Annotated in this window: 14 protein-coding genes; 5 read left to right on the top strand and 9 right to left on the bottom strand. The window is 31.3% G+C overall.

What is annotated here, in order from left to right; translation table 11 throughout:
* Positions 1-102: 102 nt before the first annotated feature.
* Positions 103-1,617, bottom strand: a complete 1,515-nt coding sequence (gene dnaB, locus LCI24_RS07465) for a replicative DNA helicase (protein WP_047788883.1) — start codon at positions 1,615-1,617, stop codon at positions 103-105.
* A 127-nt stretch (positions 1,618-1,744) separates the two neighbouring features.
* Here dnaB and LCI24_RS07460 point away from each other — a divergent pair, with 127 nt between their 5' ends.
* The 3 genes from LCI24_RS07460 to lysA all read left to right on the top strand — a co-directional run bounded on the left by LCI24_RS07460 (position 1,745) and on the right by lysA (position 5,615).
* Positions 1,745-2,818: a DUF3810 domain-containing protein gene (locus LCI24_RS07460; protein ID WP_274639812.1), complete on the top strand. Its 1,074-nt coding sequence runs from the start codon at positions 1,745-1,747 to the stop codon at positions 2,816-2,818.
* Between the two features lie 70 nt (positions 2,819-2,888).
* Positions 2,889-4,127 carry a peptidase T gene (gene pepT / locus LCI24_RS07455; protein ID WP_274639811.1) on the top strand — a complete coding sequence of 413 codons (1,239 nt, stop codon included), beginning with the start codon at positions 2,889-2,891 and terminating at the stop codon, positions 4,125-4,127.
* 282 nt (positions 4,128-4,409) lie between these two features.
* A complete protein-coding gene (gene lysA / locus LCI24_RS07450; protein ID WP_274639810.1) occupies positions 4,410-5,615 on the top strand; it encodes a diaminopimelate decarboxylase in 1,206 nt (401 codons plus the stop codon).
* Positions 5,616-5,859: 244 nt separating this feature from the next.
* On the opposite strand, the gene LCI24_RS07445 is transcribed toward lysA, so the two are convergent.
* The 4 genes from LCI24_RS07445 to rpsF all read right to left on the bottom strand — a co-directional run bounded on the left by LCI24_RS07445 (position 5,860) and on the right by rpsF (position 10,267).
* Complete coding sequence (locus LCI24_RS07445) at positions 5,860-9,057, bottom strand: TonB-dependent receptor (protein ID WP_274639809.1); 3,198 nt, start codon at positions 9,055-9,057, stop codon at positions 5,860-5,862.
* Positions 9,058-9,163: 106 nt separating this feature from the next.
* Complete coding sequence (gene rplI, locus LCI24_RS07440) at positions 9,164-9,610, bottom strand: 50S ribosomal protein L9 (protein WP_047788887.1); 447 nt, start codon at positions 9,608-9,610, stop codon at positions 9,164-9,166.
* A gap of 15 nt (positions 9,611-9,625) precedes the next feature.
* Positions 9,626-9,922 (bottom strand): 30S ribosomal protein S18, encoded by a 297-nt coding sequence (gene rpsR, locus LCI24_RS07435; protein ID WP_028892048.1) that lies wholly within the window; start codon positions 9,920-9,922, stop codon positions 9,626-9,628.
* A gap of 3 nt (positions 9,923-9,925) precedes the next feature.
* Positions 9,926-10,267: a 30S ribosomal protein S6 gene (rpsF, locus tag LCI24_RS07430; RefSeq protein WP_099214475.1), complete on the bottom strand. Its 342-nt coding sequence runs from the start codon at positions 10,265-10,267 to the stop codon at positions 9,926-9,928.
* A gap of 122 nt (positions 10,268-10,389) precedes the next feature.
* Here rpsF and LCI24_RS07425 point away from each other — a divergent pair, with 122 nt between their 5' ends.
* On the top strand, positions 10,390-11,286 hold the full coding sequence (locus LCI24_RS07425) for a sterol desaturase family protein (protein ID WP_274639808.1): 897 nt from the start codon (positions 10,390-10,392) through the stop codon (positions 11,284-11,286).
* 67 nt (positions 11,287-11,353) lie between these two features.
* Here LCI24_RS07425 and LCI24_RS07420 read toward each other — a convergent pair whose 3' ends face one another.
* The 4 genes from LCI24_RS07420 to LCI24_RS07405 all read right to left on the bottom strand — a co-directional run bounded on the left by LCI24_RS07420 (position 11,354) and on the right by LCI24_RS07405 (position 15,429).
* Entirely contained in the window at positions 11,354-12,424 is a 1,071-nt protein-coding gene (locus LCI24_RS07420) for a hypothetical protein (protein WP_274639807.1), read from the bottom strand.
* Positions 12,425-12,485: 61 nt separating this feature from the next.
* Positions 12,486-13,268, bottom strand: coding sequence for a hypothetical protein (locus LCI24_RS07415; RefSeq protein WP_274639806.1), 783 nt, complete (start codon positions 13,266-13,268; stop codon positions 12,486-12,488).
* Complete coding sequence (locus LCI24_RS07410) at positions 13,255-13,815, bottom strand: RNA polymerase sigma factor (protein ID WP_274639805.1); 561 nt, start codon at positions 13,813-13,815, stop codon at positions 13,255-13,257. Before LCI24_RS07410 ends, LCI24_RS07415 begins: the two co-directional genes overlap by 14 nt.
* Positions 13,816-14,052: 237 nt before the next feature.
* Entirely contained in the window at positions 14,053-15,429 is a 1,377-nt protein-coding gene (locus tag LCI24_RS07405; RefSeq protein ID WP_274639804.1) for a TPM domain-containing protein, read from the bottom strand.
* Positions 15,430-15,584: 155 nt separating this feature from the next.
* On the opposite strand from LCI24_RS07405, the gene LCI24_RS07400 reads away from it, so the two are divergent.
* Positions 15,585-17,801 carry a RelA/SpoT family protein gene (locus tag LCI24_RS07400; protein ID WP_274639803.1) on the top strand — a complete coding sequence of 739 codons (2,217 nt, stop codon included), beginning with the start codon at positions 15,585-15,587 and terminating at the stop codon, positions 17,799-17,801.
* The last annotated feature ends 6 nt before the right edge of the window (positions 17,802-17,807 follow it).

Genomic DNA, 17,807 nt, shown 5'->3' with positions numbered 1-17,807 from the left:
AAATGTTAGTATGTAGAGAAATTGTTTCATATCAAAAACTAAAATACACAATTACTTTTAAGCAATTGTGTATTCTATAATATTTTAAGTTTTATTTAAAGATTAAAACGGAACATCATCATCGCTAGGTCCAAAAGCATCTTCTGGTGAAGCAAAGTTGCTTGATGCCACTTCATCATTAAATCCTGAGTTCATACTCGATTGGAATTCACTACTAAATCCTTCTTCCAAATCTGAGAATTTTGCCAAGTGTCCTGTAAACTTCAAACGGATATTATCCAATCCACCATTACGGTGTTTTGCTACAATAAACTCTCCTTGTCCTTCACATGGTGAGTGATCATCATCATCCCATTCTGTCATACCATAATATTCAGGACGATAAATAAACGATACAATATCGGCATCCTGCTCAATCGCTCCAGATTCACGAAGATCGGATAGTAACGGACGTTTACTTCCTCCACGAGTTTCAACCGCACGTGATAACTGAGAAAGTGCAATTACAGGTACATTTAATTCTTTACCTAGTGCTTTTAAGTTACGCGAAATCGTCGAAATTTCTTGTTCACGGTTACCTCCTGCCCCTCCGGCTGTCATTAACTGTAAGTAATCAATAATTAATATTTTAACTCCGTGTTGCGACACTAAACGACGTGCTTTTGCACGTAAATCAAAGATTGATAGTGCAGGTGTATCATCAATAAAAATAGGTGCATCAGAAAGTTTTTTCACCTTCACGTTTAACTGCTCCCATTCGTGTGGTTCCAAGTTTCCTTTACGTAATTTTTCAGAAGTTAATCCTGTTTCCGAAGAAATCATACGGGTAATTAACTGTACCGATGACATCTCTAGTGAGAATAATGCTACTGGGTGTCCGAAATCAATCGCCATATTTTTAGCCATCGATATTACGAAAGCGGTTTTACCCATACCGGGACGTGCTGCAATAATGATTAAATCGGTAGGTTGCCAACCTGAGGTTAATGCATCTAGTTTGGTAAATCCTGTTGCCAAACCACTCATCCCCTCTTTGGTTGATATTTCTTGAATTTTATTAATCGATTGTTGTACTAACGAATCGGCTCTTTCGGCTCCTTTTTTAAGGTTTCCTTGTGTTACTTCAAATAATTTTCCTTCGGCATCATCTAACAAATCAAAAACATCAACAGTTTCATCATATGCATTTTCAATAATTTCTGAAGAAATGGTAATTAGTTTACGTTGAATAAACTTTTCTAGGATAATTCTAGAGTGAAATTCAATATGAGCAGATGAGGCTACTTTTTGAGTTAACCCAATTAAGTAAAAATCTCCTCCTGCTAAATCTAGTTTTCCATTTTTCTTTAATTGATTTGATACAGAAAGTAAATCAATTGGCTCTGAGTTTTGGAAAAGCTCATAAATAGCTGCATAAATCTCTTGATGTCTTTTATCATAAAAAGCATCTGGGTGTAAGATATCAATTACTTCATCAATCCCTTTTTTATCAATCATCATAGCACCCAAAACAGCCTCTTCTAACTCTAAAGCCTGCGGTGGTAACTTTCCTTTTTCTAAGCTTATAATTCTAGCTTTATCTATTTTTGTTCCTTTGAGAGATTGGGTTCTTTCCATAACAGCAAAAGTAAATTTTTAAGATGATATTTGTAGAGACTATGCTCAATTTTCTTTATGCACATTTTTTGTAAATAAACTGTTATTAACTTGTTGATAACGTTACAACTTTCTTATTTTTGGAGGCATGCATAACCTAAAAAAATATTTTTTTGTTGCTTTATTTTTACCTGTTCAAGTAATTTTTGTGCTTTTTATTAGCCAAAAACCACAGTGGATTGAGTTTTATTATAGTAATGGAATTTACCCATATATTTCACAATTCTTTCGAACTATTTTAGGATGGATTCCTTTTTCTGTTGGGGATATAATTGGTTTTGGTTTGCTTTATCTTTTATTAAAATCTATCTATTATTTAATTAAAAAAAGGTTTAAAAACTTCCTTCCTAAGTTAGTAAAATTTATTGCAATTCTATCTATTATTTATTTTTGTTTTTATGCTTTTTGGGGATTGAATTATTTTAGACAACCTTTAGCTGAAAATCTTGGACTAAAACAATCTACCTATACAACTGATGAGTTAATTTCAACTACTAAACATATTGTAACAGAACTAAACAAAATCCATTTACAAATAACAAAAAATGATTCAGTTTCTGTAATAGTTCCATATTCTCAAAAAGAGATTTATAACTTAGCTCCAAACGGATTCCAAGAACTCTCAAAAATACACCCACAACTGGCTTATCAAACTTCCTCGGTTAAAAGTTCATTAGTTAGTTTGTTTCAGTCTTATAATGGAACTTCAGGATATTTAAACCCAATAACAGGAGAAGCGCAAGTAAACAACATGATTCCTAAAACTGGTTATCCAGCAACGACCTGCCATGAAATGGCACATCAAATTGGTTGGGCAGCTGAGAATGATGCTAATTTTGTGAGTTTTTTAGCTTCAATAGCCAATAAAGACTTATATTTTAAGTATTCTGGCTACCGTATGGCTTATAACTATTGTATAGGTCAAGTTTATAAAAGAGATAAAGAATTGGGTAAAAAAATAGCTAAAACGGTAAACAAAGGTATTTATAAAGATTATAAGGCTACCTACTTACACTGGAAACAGTTTAAAAACCCTATAGAACCTTATTTAAAGAAAGGGTATAACTCTTATCTCAAAGCCAATAATCAATCTAAAGGGATTCAATCGTATAGTTATGTTGTTGATTTGTTAATTGCTTATTTTAAAAAGAAAGTTTCCTAAAAATTTCATCTTGTTTCAATTGACAAAATACATTTGAAATGGCTATTTTTGATGCTTTAAAAATACTACGATGAACAAACAACATATAATTGACCGATTTGTAAAGTATGTAACTATTGATACTGAAAGTGATCCTAATAACCCAGCATTTCCTAGTACTGAAAAACAATGGAATTTAGCGAAGATTCTTGAAAAAGAACTTAAGGAAATAGGAATGAAAGATGTTGAATTAGATGAGAATTGCTATTTAATGGCAACGTTACCTAGTAATTTAGATTATGAAGTACCAACTATTGGTTTTGTTGCTCATATTGATACTAGTCCAGACTTTACTGGAGCTAATGTAAAGCCTCAAATTCATGAGAATTACGACGGAAAAGACATCTTATTAAACAAAGAAGAGAACATCGTTTTATCTCCTGATTATTTTGAAGATTTATTACAATATAAAGGTCAAACTATCATTACTACAGACGGTACTACTTTATTAGGTGCTGATGATAAAGCTGGTGTTACTGAGATTGTTTCTGCAATGGAATATTTAATCCAAAACCCAGAAATTAAGCATGGTAAAATCCGTATTTGCTTTACTCCTGATGAAGAAGTTGGTAAAGGAGCTCACATGTTTGATGTAGAAAAGTTTGGAGCTGAGTGGGCTTATACTATGGACGGAAGTCAAATTGGTGAGTTAGAATACGAAAACTTTAATGCTGCTGGTGCTACAGTTACTATTCAAGGTAAAATTGTACACCCTGGGTATGCTAAAGGTAAAATGATTAATTCAATGCTTATTGCTAGTGAGTTTATCAATGCTTTACCTGAAGATGAAGTTCCTGAAAGAACAACTGGTTATGAAGGTTTCTTCCACTTACACCATATGGAAGGTAAAGTTGAGCAAACTACGTTGAGTTATATTATTAGAGATCATGATATGGATCAATTCAACAATCGTAAAAAAGCTATGTTAGATTTAGCTGAAGTTTTGAATGCTAAACGTGGACAAAAACTAGTTTCTGTTGAAATTAAAGATCAATATTTTAACATGAAAGAAAAAGTTACTCCTGTTATGCACATTGTTGATATTGCTGAAGAGGTAATGAAAGATATGGGAATTACTCCGTTAATTAAACCTATTCGTGGTGGTACTGATGGTTCTCAGCTATCTTATAAAGGATTACCTTGTCCTAATATTTTTGCAGGTGGTCATAATTTTCATGGTCGTTACGAATATGTTCCTGCTGAAAGTATTGTTAAAGCTAGTGAAGTAATTGTTGGAATTGCTCAAAAAGTAGCTGTAAAGTTTAATTAATTTTACACACAACATATATAAAATCAAAAACTCTAGCGGAAGCTAGAGTTTTTTATGATATTTTTACCCCTTAAAAAAATATCATTCTGTTTGAAATAAATCCCCTTAATTTTATTTCATGGCAAATATGATTCTTTTTAAAGGATTATGTTATAGGAAAATTCCCTTTTGCCTAGACGTAAAACCCCTAATTTTACAAAAAAACACAAATTTGTAAATTTCTTTCATTTTATTTTTTGTAATCAGTCACCTCTATACTTTTGCCGATAAATATTAAAGTAAATGAATAGACAAGACCTTTTAAAGCTAGCTGATAAGTATCAGTCACCTTTGTATGTTTACGACACTGAAAAAATTATTTCTCAGTATAAAAAGATAACATCTGCTTTTTCAAAAGTTAAAAATGTAAAGATTAATTATGCAGTTAAGGCATTATCAAACATTAATATCTTAAAGGTTTTCAATAAGCTTAACAGTGGTTTGGATACAGTTTCTATTCAAGAAGTTAAACTTGGTTTATTAGCAGGTTTTGAACCTCATGAAATTATATATACACCTAATGGAGTTTCACTACAAGAAATAGAAGAAGTAGCTAAATTAGGGGTTCAAATTAATATTGATAACTTATCTATTTTAGAGTTATTCGGACAAAAACACCCAAAAATTCCTGTTTGTATTCGTATCAACCCGCATGTAATGGCTGGTGGAAACAGTAAAATATCTGTAGGTCATATCGATTCTAAGTTTGGAATTTCAATTCATCAAGTACCTCATATAAAAAGAGTTGTTGAAAATACAGGAATGCATATTAATGGAATACATATGCATACTGGTTCTGATATTTTAGATATTGATACTTTTTTAAGAGCTACAGAAATTTTATTTGATACAGCAAGACAATTCAAAGATATTGACTTTATTGATTTTGGTAGTGGGTTTAAAGTTCCTTACAAAAAAGATGATATTTCAACTGATATAAATGAATTAGGTAAAAAATTATCTACACGATTTAATGAATTTTGCAAAAACTACGGCAAGGAAGTTACGCTAATGTTTGAGCCTGGAAAATTTTTAGTGAGTGAGGCTGGATATTTTTTAGCTAAAGTGAATGTTATTAAACAAACAACTTCTACAGTTTTTGCTGGTATTGATAGTGGCTTGAATCACTTAATCCGCCCTATGTTTTACAATTCTTATCATTACATAGAAAACCTATCTAACCCAAAAGGAAGAGAACGTTTTTATAGTATCGTTGGATATATTTGTGAAAATGACACCTTTGGTTCTAATAGAAGAATCAACGAAATATCTGAAGACGATATATTATGTTTCCATAATGCAGGTGCTTATTGTTTTTCTATGGCTTCAAATTATAATTCAAGGTTTAGACCCGCTGAAGTTATGATTTACAAAGGAAAAGATTATTTGATTAGGAAAAGGGAAACTATGGAAGATATTCTTAAGAATCAAGAAAGCGTTACACTATAATAAAACACTTAAAAACTCTGACCTTAGTAAGGCCAGAGTTTTTTTAAAATATAATCAACCCCTCAAAGACTATATTTTAAAACGTTGTAATTAAAGTCCCCTATCTTTATTTACATCTACAAATATCACTTATTTATTTCAAAATTTTCACAGGAAAAGCACCCTTTATTATAAAATTTTTAACTAAAAAACAAAAAAACCACTCAGAAAATGAGTGGTTTTATAAATTTTAATTCGTCTTTTTTTAAAATATATAACGCAGACCTATTTGCATTTGCCAACGAGAAAGTAAACTAGAATCGAAACCAAATGTCTGTTCTTGATTGGTACTAAATGTATAAGTAGGTGCTTCAGAATAATCTGGCACATAATTAGCAGGATCTGTGTTCATAGGATCTACATCAGGGAATCTTACACCTAAAGGTTGTACATTATTAGGTTGTTGTACTACTCCCCAATCTGAGTTAATTAAATTACCTACATTTAAAATATCAAGACTTAACTGTATTGTATTTTGCTTTTCAGCAGATACGTTAAAATTAAAATCTTGTAATATTTTTAAATCCCATTTACCTCTCCATGGTGCCAAAGCTCCATAACGTTCAACGTACTGCCCTCTTCTTTCACTTAGATAATCATCTTGTTGTATATAGCTTTCAAAAGCAGCTGCATGAGCAGGATTACTAAATTGCATTTGATTAAGTTCAGAACTTGTTGGAACATATAATAAATCATTTACAGCAGAACCATCATTATTGATATCGCCTCCATAAGTGTAATTAAACCTTCCTCCTTGAGCATATTCAAAAAATGTAGAAATAGTTGTAGCAAACTTATCTCCTCCATAAGTGAACTTCTTAGACGCTACACCAATAATTCTATGAGTGTCACCATATTTAGAATATGATAAAACATCATTATTAGCATTTCCTACTACTGGATTAAAAGCAAAAGCATCTCCTGTAATTTCTGCTTCAATAGAGTTTACATCTTTAGCATTTAAGTAATTATAGGCAACGCTTGTATACAACCCATTATCAAAAGTTTTTTGAAGTTTTAGAGAAGCATTCCAAACACGACCTTTATCTGAATTTGTAAATACATAAGCATTATTTCCTTTATCGCTTCCATCATATATTTCTCTACTATCAAATGGTGTATTTAAAGTTGCACTAGGTTCTCTTAATCCCCAGTTTTGTACATGAGCACCATTAATGTCTTTTGTATAAGAAATGTCTGTAGTTGCTATAATTCCGTTTTCAAATTTCCAATCTAAACCTAAGTTTGTTCTCCATACTTGAGGAAACTTAAAATCTGGATCAACTAATTGGAAGAAACCATCGTCTGCTCCACTTACTTGGTTTCCAATCCACACGAAAGGTAAGCGTCCTGTAAACACACCTGAACCTCCACGAAGTTGCATTGTATTATTTCCTTTTACATCCCAGTTAAAACCTACTCTTGGTGAAATCAACCATTGGTTTGTAGGCATCTTGGTTGAAAGCAACTGTTGCTCTTCTCCTGTATTTGGGTTGTAATATAGTACAGAGTTATCTCTAGTCGCTCCATTATCGGTATCAATAAATTTCTGAATTAAACTAGAAGTATTAAAATACAATGGTTTATCAAAACGAACTCCGTAAGTTAACTTAAACTTATCATTCATTTCCCATTCATCTTGTACATAAAATGCTAATTGACCTACATTTAGTTCAGATAATTTCCAACCGCCATCATTTCCGTCTCCATTTGCATTAAATGAATCGTAAGCATTTTGAGTAGCTGCTAAATATTGCTCTACTACCCCTCCTGGTTGTGCAGCTGATAAAAAAGTTGCTACATCAGGGTAAGGACTAAACAACCCGTAGTATGGGAAAATTCCAAAATTAAAGGACTCGTAATTTGTTAAATTGAATGAGTTTTCAAATTCAAATTGTTCAAATGAAAAACCAACAGTGTACGTATGATCTCCCTTATAAAAGTTCATGTTGTTTGTCAACTGAAAAACTCGCTGATCTAACTTGTTATTGATAGAAAATGGTTCATGACCAGCTATAATATAATTACTACCATTACCATCTTGTATAGTAATTACTGGTGCTGGTGCAGATAACGGATTTCTAAAATCATCAAAATGTGTATAACCTATTTGCAGTTTATTAGTTGTTGTTTCTGATAAGTTAGAGTTTAATTCTAATTGGAAAGAATTTAAGTTGTTATTAATTTCATATCCTGAATTTTCAAACTGTAATGTAGAAAAACTTGGACCTCTAATTCCCAAAGCTGTTGGGTGTGCAGGAGTTTCTTTTGAAGCTCTTAAGAAATTATAAATTAATGCTAATCTATTTTTATCATTGATATTCCAATCTAATTTAAAAATTCCTTTAGTAGATTCAGAACCATAAGTAAAACCTTCATAAGCTCCCGTATCATATCCTAAAGCAGACAAGGCATCACGAACAGCTATCATATCTGATTCTAATACTCTAGATTCATTAACTGCTCCACTACCTGTATTTGGTATCCAACCTGCTGTACCTAAATCTTCTCTATCATCTTTTTCAAAATTTGCAAAAAAGAACAATTTATCCTTAATAATTGGTCCTCCTAAGCTTGCTCCATATTGGCTTTGACTTAATTTTGGTTTTACAACTTCTTGACCTTTAATTTTACCTCCTGTCATATCTTGGTTTCTGTAAAAACCATAAACAGTACCTTTAAATTCGTTAGTACCACTTTTTGTTACTGCATCTACCGAAGCCCCAGTAAACCCAGATAAAGTAACATCGTATGGTGCAGTAGAAACCGAAATTTGTTCAATTGCGTCTAACGATATTGGTTGTGATCCTGTTTGTCCTCCTGGTGTTGGTGAATCTAAACCAAAAGGGTTATTAAAAATAGATCCGTCTAATGAAAAGTTATTAAACTGATCGTTTCTTCCTCCAAAAGAATTTCCACTCGCAGTTGGTTCTAAACGTGTAAAATCTGCAGCAGAACGTGATATAGTTGGTAAGGTTTTTAACTGAACAGCACTTACACTAGTTTGTGCCCCTGTTCTATCATTATTAAAAACTTTACTTCTTGTTGTTGATATAACAACTTCTTCTAATTGCTCTCCATCCTCAGACAAAACACCATCAATATTAGTTGTTTTACCTAAAGTTAAATATACATTGGTTACTTCTTGTGATTCAAACCCAATATAGCTAAACGTTACTTTATAAGGGCCTCCAACTCTTAAGTTAGGTATGGTGTATCTTCCATTATCTTGAGCTACGGCTCCAGATATGGTACCTGTTGGCTCATGCAAAACAACAATGTTAGCACCAAACAAAGGTTCTCCCTGATTGTCTGTTACAGTTCCTTTTATTTTTGATGTGGTTACCTGGGAATAAATGGATAAACTCAAAAAAACAAAAGAAAAAATTATTAATTTCTTCATAATAGTTCTGATTTTGTTTATGTTATACTTCAAATTTAAGCATAAAAAAAATCCGCTCGACCGAGCGGATTTATACTTTATTAACATGTATTTAACAATTTAGTTACTATTCAGCAACTACTTCAAATACGATGTCAGCAACAACAGTTCTGTGTAAACGTACAGCAGCGTTGTATTTTCCTAATCTTTTTACGTTACCTCCAGTAACTTTGATAAATTTCTTATCTACTTCAGTACCTGCCTTAGCTAAAGCTGCAGCAACATCAATGTTATTTACTGAACCAAATAATTTATCTCCTGAACCTACTTTAGAAGCTATCTTGATTTCATAACCTTTAATAGTTTCAGCTACTTTGTTAGCGTCTTCTATTAATTTAGCTTCTTTAAAAGCACGTTGCTTTAAGTTTTCTGCTAATACTTTTTTAGCTGAAGAAGTAGCTAAAATTGCATATCCTTGAGGTATTAGGTAATTACGTCCGTAACCATTCTTAACAGTTACAACATCGTCTTTAAAACCTAAGTTTTCTACGTCTTGTTTTAATATCAATTCCATGTTTCTACTTCTTTATTATTTTAACATATCTCCAACGTAAGGCATTAAAGCTAAGTGACGAGCTCTTTTAATAGCTTGAGCCACTTTACGTTGATATTTTAATGATGTTCCTGTTAAACGTCTTGGTAAAATTTTACCTTGTTCGTTTACTAAATACATTAAGAAGTCTGCATCTTTGTAATCGATGTATTTAATACCGTTTTTCTTGAAACGACAGTATTTAGCTTCCTTTTTAGTTTCGATATCAAGCGGAGTTAAGTAACGTACTTCTCCTTGCTTGTTTCCTTTTGCTTGTTGTTCTATAGATGCCATTTCTTACTTTTTTGCAGATTTAACACGGTTTCTTCTCTTTTCAGCCCAAGCTGCAGCATGCTTATCTAACTTTACAGTTAAATAACGCATAACGCTATCGTCACGTCTAAACTCTAATTCAAACGGAGCAATTGCATCACCTGCTACTTTGTACTCAAATAAGTGGTAAAATCCACTTTTTTTCTTTTCGATTGGATAAGCTAATTTTTTTAAGCCCCAATCTTCTTTAGAAATCATTTCTGCACCTTTAGAAAGTAAATAGTCCTCAAACTTTTTTACTGCTTCCTTTATCTGAGTTTCAGATAAAACGGGATTCAAAATGAAAACAGTTTCGTAATGATTCATAATTAAATTATTTAAAATTTATTTTTAAGCCTGCAAATATACTGCTTTTTAATCCATAAACAAACTCTACGACTTAAATAATTTAATGATTTTGTGTAAGTTTGTGACTAAACACTCTTTTTATGCAAATCCCTGAAATTCCTAATTTAGTTCATTATGCTATTCCTTTTTTTATTTTAACTGTTATTATTGAAGTAATATTAACCGTTAAAGTAAAATTAGAAGATTATGAGTTTAAAGATGCTGCTACATCCATAACTATGGGGTTAGGGAATGTTTTTATAGGGTTATTTACCAAAGGATTAATATTTGGAGTGTTTTTATTTCTTTATCAATATCGCCTATTTACTATTCCGTTTACTTGGTGGTCTTGGTTTATTTTATTGTTTGCTGAAGACTTTGCGTACTACTGGAACCATAGAATTGCACATGAAAGTAGACTCTTTTGGGCTAGCCACGTGGTTCATCATTCTTCAACAAAATACAATTTAAGTACTGCTTTGCGTCAAACTTGGTCAGGAAGTTTTTACACGTTCATATTTTGGGCACCATTGGCCATCATAGGATTTCATCCATTAATGATTGTAACTCAAATGAGTATTAGTTTGTTATATCAATACTGGATTCATACCGAGCTTATTGACAAAATGCCTAAATGGTTTGAAGCTATTTTTAATACTCCAAGTCATCATAGAGTGCATCATGCAACCAATCCTCAATATTTAGATAGAAATCATGCAGGAATCTTTATTATTTGGGATAAACTTTTTGGAACTTTTGAACCTGAAATAGAAAAACCAGTGTACGGTTTAGTTAAAAATATAAATACGTATAACCCAATTAAAGTGGCTTTTATTGAATGGTATAATATGTTCAATGATGTTTTTACTAGTAAAACCACATTAGGAAAAAGGTTACTGTACTTTTTTAAACCTCCTGGATGGAAACATGATGGTACCGGAAAACTTTCAATGCATTTGCGTAAAGAGTGGGAGAAAAATAAAAAAGGAGAAGTTTAAACTTCTCCTTTTTTATTGGCATCGCCAAAAGGAAATAATCCTCAAAAGCTAGCCTCAATGTAGTTTACTAATTAATATCAAATCGAAGACCTAATGAAATATTTCTTGTATCTGTATTTTTAAACAATGGATTTAAATCATATTTAGCATATAATCCAATACCTTGGTAAGCAACATAAGCACTTAATCCGTAGTTATATTTGTTCATATTAAAATTATTCTTCTGAACTTCTTCAACTGTAACTCCTTGAGCATTTTTATATTCTAAGTACTGACGAGTTCCTAACTTGAATCCGAAGAAACCACCTACTCCAACTTGAAAGCTTTGATGTGTTCTATCTACAATTTCTCCATCAGAATATTTTTTGTTTTTTGAAAAATCAAACTCTAAATGCATTGGAAAGGTCATTTGTACATGTCGTAATCTACTTTCAGAAAGTTGTTCTGAGTGAATACTTAAATTTGTTTCATTTCCATTTATAGTATGATATTGATTGTTTTTAGCTCTTAAATTATTCCACAGAAAAGAAAAACCGTATTTAAAATATGCTTTTGATGGTTCTTTTGCTAACCGTGTTTTCCATGTAAAACCTAACTCATAAAAGTGCGATTGCCAAAATTTGTAGTCTGAATCGTCTAAAGAACTTAGTTTATTATCTGTTAATGTATTATTTGCTCCTAAAGCAAAAACAAATTGTGTTGTAGTTCTCTTTCTTCTTCTTTTCTTTTCTCTTTCAACTTCATCTTCTTCATCGTCAGAAAAGTTTAGTCTGAACTTAAATTTCGCTATTTCAAAAGTTTGCTCTCGTGATTCTTCTTCATTGCTAAATATTTTACCATCAATTTTGTCTTGTACAAGTTGTTGTAGTTTTTGTTCCTGAAAACTAACTTTTTTCTCTATTTGAGCTGCATGGTAGGCTGCTGCTTCTTTTTTCAGTATCGCAGCTTCATCAAATGTTATTTTATTCTTTTCTAATTTTGTATTAATCTCTTTTACTCTAATCTTTAAAGAGTCTTTTTGCTGCTTAGTAATACTATCAATACTCATTGATATTTTCTTTACTTCTTTTTCAAATACTTTTTCTTGAGATTGGGCAATAGTTGTTATAAACAACACTAATAATAGTATTCTTTTCATTTTAATAATTTTAAATTGATAATAATTTGGAATGGTTAATTATCGATAATTAATAAGCGCTTTATTTGTTTCTATAAACAATTGCTACCGCAATGTCTGATATTTTTGATTTTAATTTTTGCATAAAGTCTCCTTTAAACTCTTCATCATCAATCGTTCTTTCAACTTCAGCTAAAATGATATTTGGATCTATTTTTAAGTTTGACTTTTTCAGCTCATCTTCAATAGTTTTTAACACATCTTCTCGCTTTACTTTATTTCTCGCATAGTATTCTTTAACCTCTTCAGGACTATGTGTTACTGCAAATAGTAAGTCATCACTATTCACTCTAACTCTTGAATTAAACTCTTTCTTTTTTGTTACTATTGGCTTATCTAACTTTGCTACTACCTCCTCTTCTTTTGGTTGTTCTTCATCTTGAATATTTTTAAAGACTATATCTTTTTCTTTTAAGGTAGAATTCTTAGTTGTAGTAATCTTTTTCTTCTTTTTAAGCGATTTCTTTTCTTGTTGATTTTCCTCTATCTTTACTACAGCTTCGTCTGTATTTCTAAGGAACTTCTCTATGCCTTTATTATTAATTTTTAGTGTATCAATTGGAATATCAACTATAACTTCTTCTATCGTTTCTTTTGAATCTGAACCTGTAAAATAGAAAGCTACAAAGGTTATTAACAAAGCTAAACTAGCTGCATAACCTACATATAAAAACCAGTTTCTTTTCTTTGTTTCTTCCTGATTATCTAAACGAGTCTCTAATCTTTCCCATGCTGAATTAGACGGTTTTAGTTCTCTGTTTTTTAGCTTTTCTGCTATATGTTTGTCTATATTATTGCTTGACATTTCTTACTTGATTAATTTTCTCGTAGCTTGCTTGTAAACATTTACGAGCTTTAAATAATTGTGACTTAGAGGTACTTTCAGAAATTTGTAATTTTTCTGCAATTTCTGAATGTTTATATCCTTCAATAGCATATAAATTAAAAACTAACTTATATCCTTCAGGTAACTCATCTATTAACTTTTGTATATCTTCTACCGATGTGTTTTCAAGGCTTTCTGTTGCAGCATCATTAAAAACAAAGTCTTCATCTGATACTTGAACAGGATTCTTTTTTCGTAAATAACTTATACAGGTATTTACCATAATTCTACGAATCCAACCTTCAAAACTTCCTTCTCCTTTAAATTTTTCAATATTGGTAAAAACTTTAAAAAAACCTTGTAACATTAAATCTTCTGCATGATGTAAATCTTTAACATACTGCCTACAAACTCCTAACATTTTTGGAGAGTGTTGCTCAAATATTAATTGTTGAGCTTCTCTACTCTGTTTCTTTGCTTGTTTTATAAGCGAAGCTTCATTATTATGTAGTGAAATAATTTTCAAATCAATAGGTACGTTTTTATAGCCTTACAAATATAAAGACTACAAGATTTGAAAAAAGGTTGCCTGAGGAATAAAAAAACCTCCGAACTTGTTAAAAGACCGGAGGTTCAAATACCATAATTAAATGATATTTCAGGGGGGACTAGCTCTTTTTGTGTCTCCTCTGAATTATGATGCAAAGTTATACCATATTAACAAATATATTTACAGGAAAAAGCCTAGATGTTTATTTTTTATTTACCAGCTTACTCCTGCTCCACCTCCACCTGAGCTACCACCACCAAAACTTGAAGATGATGACGATGAGGATGACCATGAAGATCCTCCAGAACTAGAAGAACTACTACTTCTTTCTAATCTTGGAATTATTATTGTTTTACTTTCTTGATAGTTACAGTTTTTACATAAGTAGTCTTCTTTTTTTTCACCACTAGAGTCGTAAGTTGCTTTACGTATAATTTTCGTACTAATTCTTCCATAGGTTTTATAACCACATTTTTTACAATTAGAATACTTTCTACTAGAACCTTCATATTCTAAAATCAAAATATCACTTTCATCTTCTGTAACCCAGACATCATATTCTTTTGACTTAATTTTTTCTTCAAGAATTTGTGCTTTCTCTAAAAAACTGTTTTCACTCCATTCATCTTTTAAATAAAGTTGCTTTCCGTTCTTTTTACTAAAACGAGGAGAAAATCTATATCGTTTAAGCTTAGCTTTTACATATCTATTAATAAAATAAAGTGGTAATGGAAATAAAAAGAGTAAACAACCTAACCCTAGCTTACTCATATCTTGATATTTATCATAAAGATCTTCCTTAGATTTATCTATTGATTTAGCTTTTATACTAAACCAACCTCCTATAAATAAGCCAACTATTGAATAAAAAAGTAGGTATAAAAAAAGCGGATTCTTAAAAAAATTAGTTTCCTCTTCATTATAATAATTAATGTTCTGAGCATAAATTTCATCAATAACATCAGGTTTATTAATTATTTCTTCTACTCTAGAAACAGCAGATAGCAATCCTTTACCAAATTCTCCTTCTTTAAAATACGGTACAATCTCGTCTGTTCCTATTCTATGGCAAACAATATCAGTTAAAATAGGTTCTAACCCATACCCTACCTCAAATTCTGTTCTTCGTTGATCTATTACCGTTAAAATAAGTAACCCGTTATCGACTTCTTTATCGCCTATTGCCCATTCTTCAAATAATTTAACAGCAAAATTTTTAGGTACTTCCTTTCCTATACTTTTAAGAATAACAACAGCTACTTGCGCTGTTGTATTTTGTTCTATTTCCCAAAGCTTTAAATTTAATTGTTGCTCTTCAATTTCATTTATATAGTTATTGGGGTCAGATATAAACCCATTAGCACCATTCTTTTTTGGGTTTGGAACTTCTTTAACCGAATAAACTTCTTTTTGAATATATTTTGGAGGAATAAAACTATCAGGATATGTTTTTTGAGTTTTTACTTCTTCTTCCTGAACCTCTTTTTCTTTTAAAGTTGTAGCTTTATTTTCTTCACCAACAACTTTCTGAAAGCTATATACTTGAAAAACAACAAATAACAACAGGAAATTTAATACGTACTTTTTCATCTTTTATATACTCTAAATTCTTTCTATTTTCTAGTATTTTTTACTTGCTTGTAAAAGTAACAAGTTTACAACAAACATTTCCCTACAAAACTTGCCCAATATAATTCTTTGTACTACTTTTATTATAAACCTAATGAGTAAAAGAGTTTTATTATATGAGTTATAATGCAACGATAGAAGAAGAAAACAAAGAGATAGCAAATAGGTATAAAAATTTATTAAAAGGTACATATCAAACATTATCAGAAGATGATAAAAAACTGATACGTAAAGCTTTCGATATTGCTGTAGAAGCACATTCTGAACAACGTAGAAAATCAGGAGAACCTTATATTTATCATCCCATAGCTGTAGCTAAAATAGTTGCAGACGAAATTGGTTTGGGTGCAACCTCTATTGCTGCTGCTTTATTACACGATGTTGTTGAAGATACGCACTATACCTTAGATGATATGGAGCGTTTGTTTGGAGAGAATATAGCTCGTATTGTGAGTGGTTTGACTAAAATATCAAACCTAAAACAAGAGCAAGACTACTCAATCCAAGCAGAGAATTTTAGAAAGATGTTACTCACACTACACGATGACGTTAGAGTAATACTTATTAAAATTGCTGATAGGTTACACAATATGCAAACTATGGATTCTATGCCTCCTCATAAGCAGGTAAAAATAGCATCTGAAACCTTGTATATATATGCTCCTCTTGCACATCGTTTAGGACTTTATAATATTAAAACTGAACTTGAAGATCTTGGTTTAAAATACACCGAACCTGATGTTTATAGAGATATTGCTAACAAAATAAAAGAAAGCAAAGAAGATCAACAAAAGTATATTGATAGCTTTACTAGTGTTTTAAAAGAAGCATTAAACAAAGAAGGTTTTGCTTATGAAATAAAAGGACGTTTTAAGTCTATTTTCTCTATTCGTAGAAAAATGCGTAAACAAAACGTAACTTTTGATGAAGTGTACGATAAGTTTGCTATTCGAATTATATATAAGCCTACTTCTGAAGATGAAAAGTTTGATGCTTGGAAAATTTATTCTATCGTTACAGACTTCTTTAAGCCAAACCCTGCTAGGTTAAGAGATTGGATTTCTCAACCAAAATCAACAGGATATGAGGCATTACACATAACAGTAATTGGACCTCAGGCAAAATGGGTAGAAGTTCAAATCCGCTCAGAAAGAATGGATGAAATAGCTGAAAAAGGTTATGCTGCTCATTTTAAATACAAACAAGGTTCTGTTAAAGAAAATGGCTTAGAAGGATGGTTAAATCGTTTAAAAGAGAGTTTAGAAAACCAGAGTTTAGACGCTGTAGATTTTGTTGAAGATTTTAAACTAAACCTTTATGCCAAAGAAATCTATGTATTTACTCCAAAAGGAGATTTAAAATCACTTCCTAAAGGAGCTTCAGCATTAGATTTTGCCTTTTCTGTACATACCGATGTTGGATTAAAGTGTCGTGGAGCAAAAGTAAACGGAAAACTAGTGCCGTTAAGTCACGAATTAAAAAGTGGAGATCAAGTAGAGGTACTTACCGCCTCTAACAACAAACCTAATGTGCGTTGGTTAGATTTTGTTATTACAGCTAGAGCCCGTGCTAAGATTAAATCGGCTTTAAAAGCAGAAGAAAAGAAAATAGCAGAAGAAGGAAAAGCTATTTTACAACGAAAGTTACGTCATTTAAAAATCAACTCAAATGAAAAAGTTATTCATGAGTTAGCTAGTTATTTTGGATTAAAAACTAGTTTCGACTTGTTTTATCGAGTTGGTAATGGTGCTATAGATAATACACAACTTAAAGACTTTGTTGCTCAGAGAAGTAATCGCTTTATGGGCTTCATCAAAAGTACTTTTAGGCGTTCTCCATCAAAAGAAATATCAGAAAAAGAAGAAGTTACGAATAAATACGATGCTTTAGTTTTTGGTAAAGAAGAGCAAACATTAGATTATACTTTAGCTAAATGCTGTTCTCCTATTCCTGGTGATAAAGTTTTTGGCTTTGTAACTATTAATGAAGGAATTAAGGTACATAAAAATGATTGCCCTAATGCTATTTCATTACAGTCTAACTATGCTTATAGAATTATGCCTGCCAAATGGATTGATTCTACCAAGCAAGAGTTTACAGCTATTTTACACCTTTCTGGTATGGATAATAAAGGTATCGTAAACAACATTACTAGAATAATTTCTAATAGTATGGATGTGTTTATTCATAGTATTAATATTTCTGGAGACGATGGTGTTTTTGACGGAAAACTATCGTTAAGTGTAAAAAACAAGACTCAACTAGATAAATTAATTAATAACATGAAACAAGTGGAAGGCGTTCAAAAAGTTGAGCGTGTTAATACTTTGTAAATTTCG

This window comes from Tenacibaculum larymnensis, assembly GCF_028829235.1.
Classification (GTDB): Bacteria; Bacteroidota; Bacteroidia; order Flavobacteriales; family Flavobacteriaceae; genus Polaribacter; species Polaribacter larymnensis.
Note: the sequence above shows the minus strand (reverse complement) of the source record. Positions and strands in the feature narration are given on the sequence as shown.

Coding starts and splice junctions, on each gene's coding strand:
- dnaB (WP_047788883.1), bottom strand. CDS start 1,617: ATGGAAAGAACCCAATCTCTCAAAGGAACAAAAATAGATAAAGCTAGA.
- LCI24_RS07460 (WP_274639812.1), top strand. CDS start 1,745: ATGCATAACCTAAAAAAATATTTTTTTGTTGCTTTATTTTTACCTGTT.
- pepT (WP_274639811.1), top strand. CDS start 2,889: ATGAACAAACAACATATAATTGACCGATTTGTAAAGTATGTAACTATT.
- lysA (WP_274639810.1), top strand. CDS start 4,410: ATGAATAGACAAGACCTTTTAAAGCTAGCTGATAAGTATCAGTCACCT.
- LCI24_RS07445 (WP_274639809.1), bottom strand. CDS start 9,057: ATGAAGAAATTAATAATTTTTTCTTTTGTTTTTTTGAGTTTATCCATT.
- rplI (WP_047788887.1), bottom strand. CDS start 9,610: ATGGAATTGATATTAAAACAAGACGTAGAAAACTTAGGTTTTAAAGAC.
- rpsR (WP_028892048.1), bottom strand. CDS start 9,922: ATGGCATCTATAGAACAACAAGCAAAAGGAAACAAGCAAGGAGAAGTA.
- rpsF (WP_099214475.1), bottom strand. CDS start 10,267: ATGAATCATTACGAAACTGTTTTCATTTTGAATCCCGTTTTATCTGAA.
- LCI24_RS07425 (WP_274639808.1), top strand. CDS start 10,390: ATGCAAATCCCTGAAATTCCTAATTTAGTTCATTATGCTATTCCTTTT.
- LCI24_RS07420 (WP_274639807.1), bottom strand. CDS start 12,424: ATGAAAAGAATACTATTATTAGTGTTGTTTATAACAACTATTGCCCAA.
- LCI24_RS07415 (WP_274639806.1), bottom strand. CDS start 13,268: ATGTCAAGCAATAATATAGACAAACATATAGCAGAAAAGCTAAAAAAC.
- LCI24_RS07405 (WP_274639804.1), bottom strand. CDS start 15,429: ATGAAAAAGTACGTATTAAATTTCCTGTTGTTATTTGTTGTTTTTCAA.
- LCI24_RS07400 (WP_274639803.1), top strand. CDS start 15,585: ATGAGTTATAATGCAACGATAGAAGAAGAAAACAAAGAGATAGCAAAT.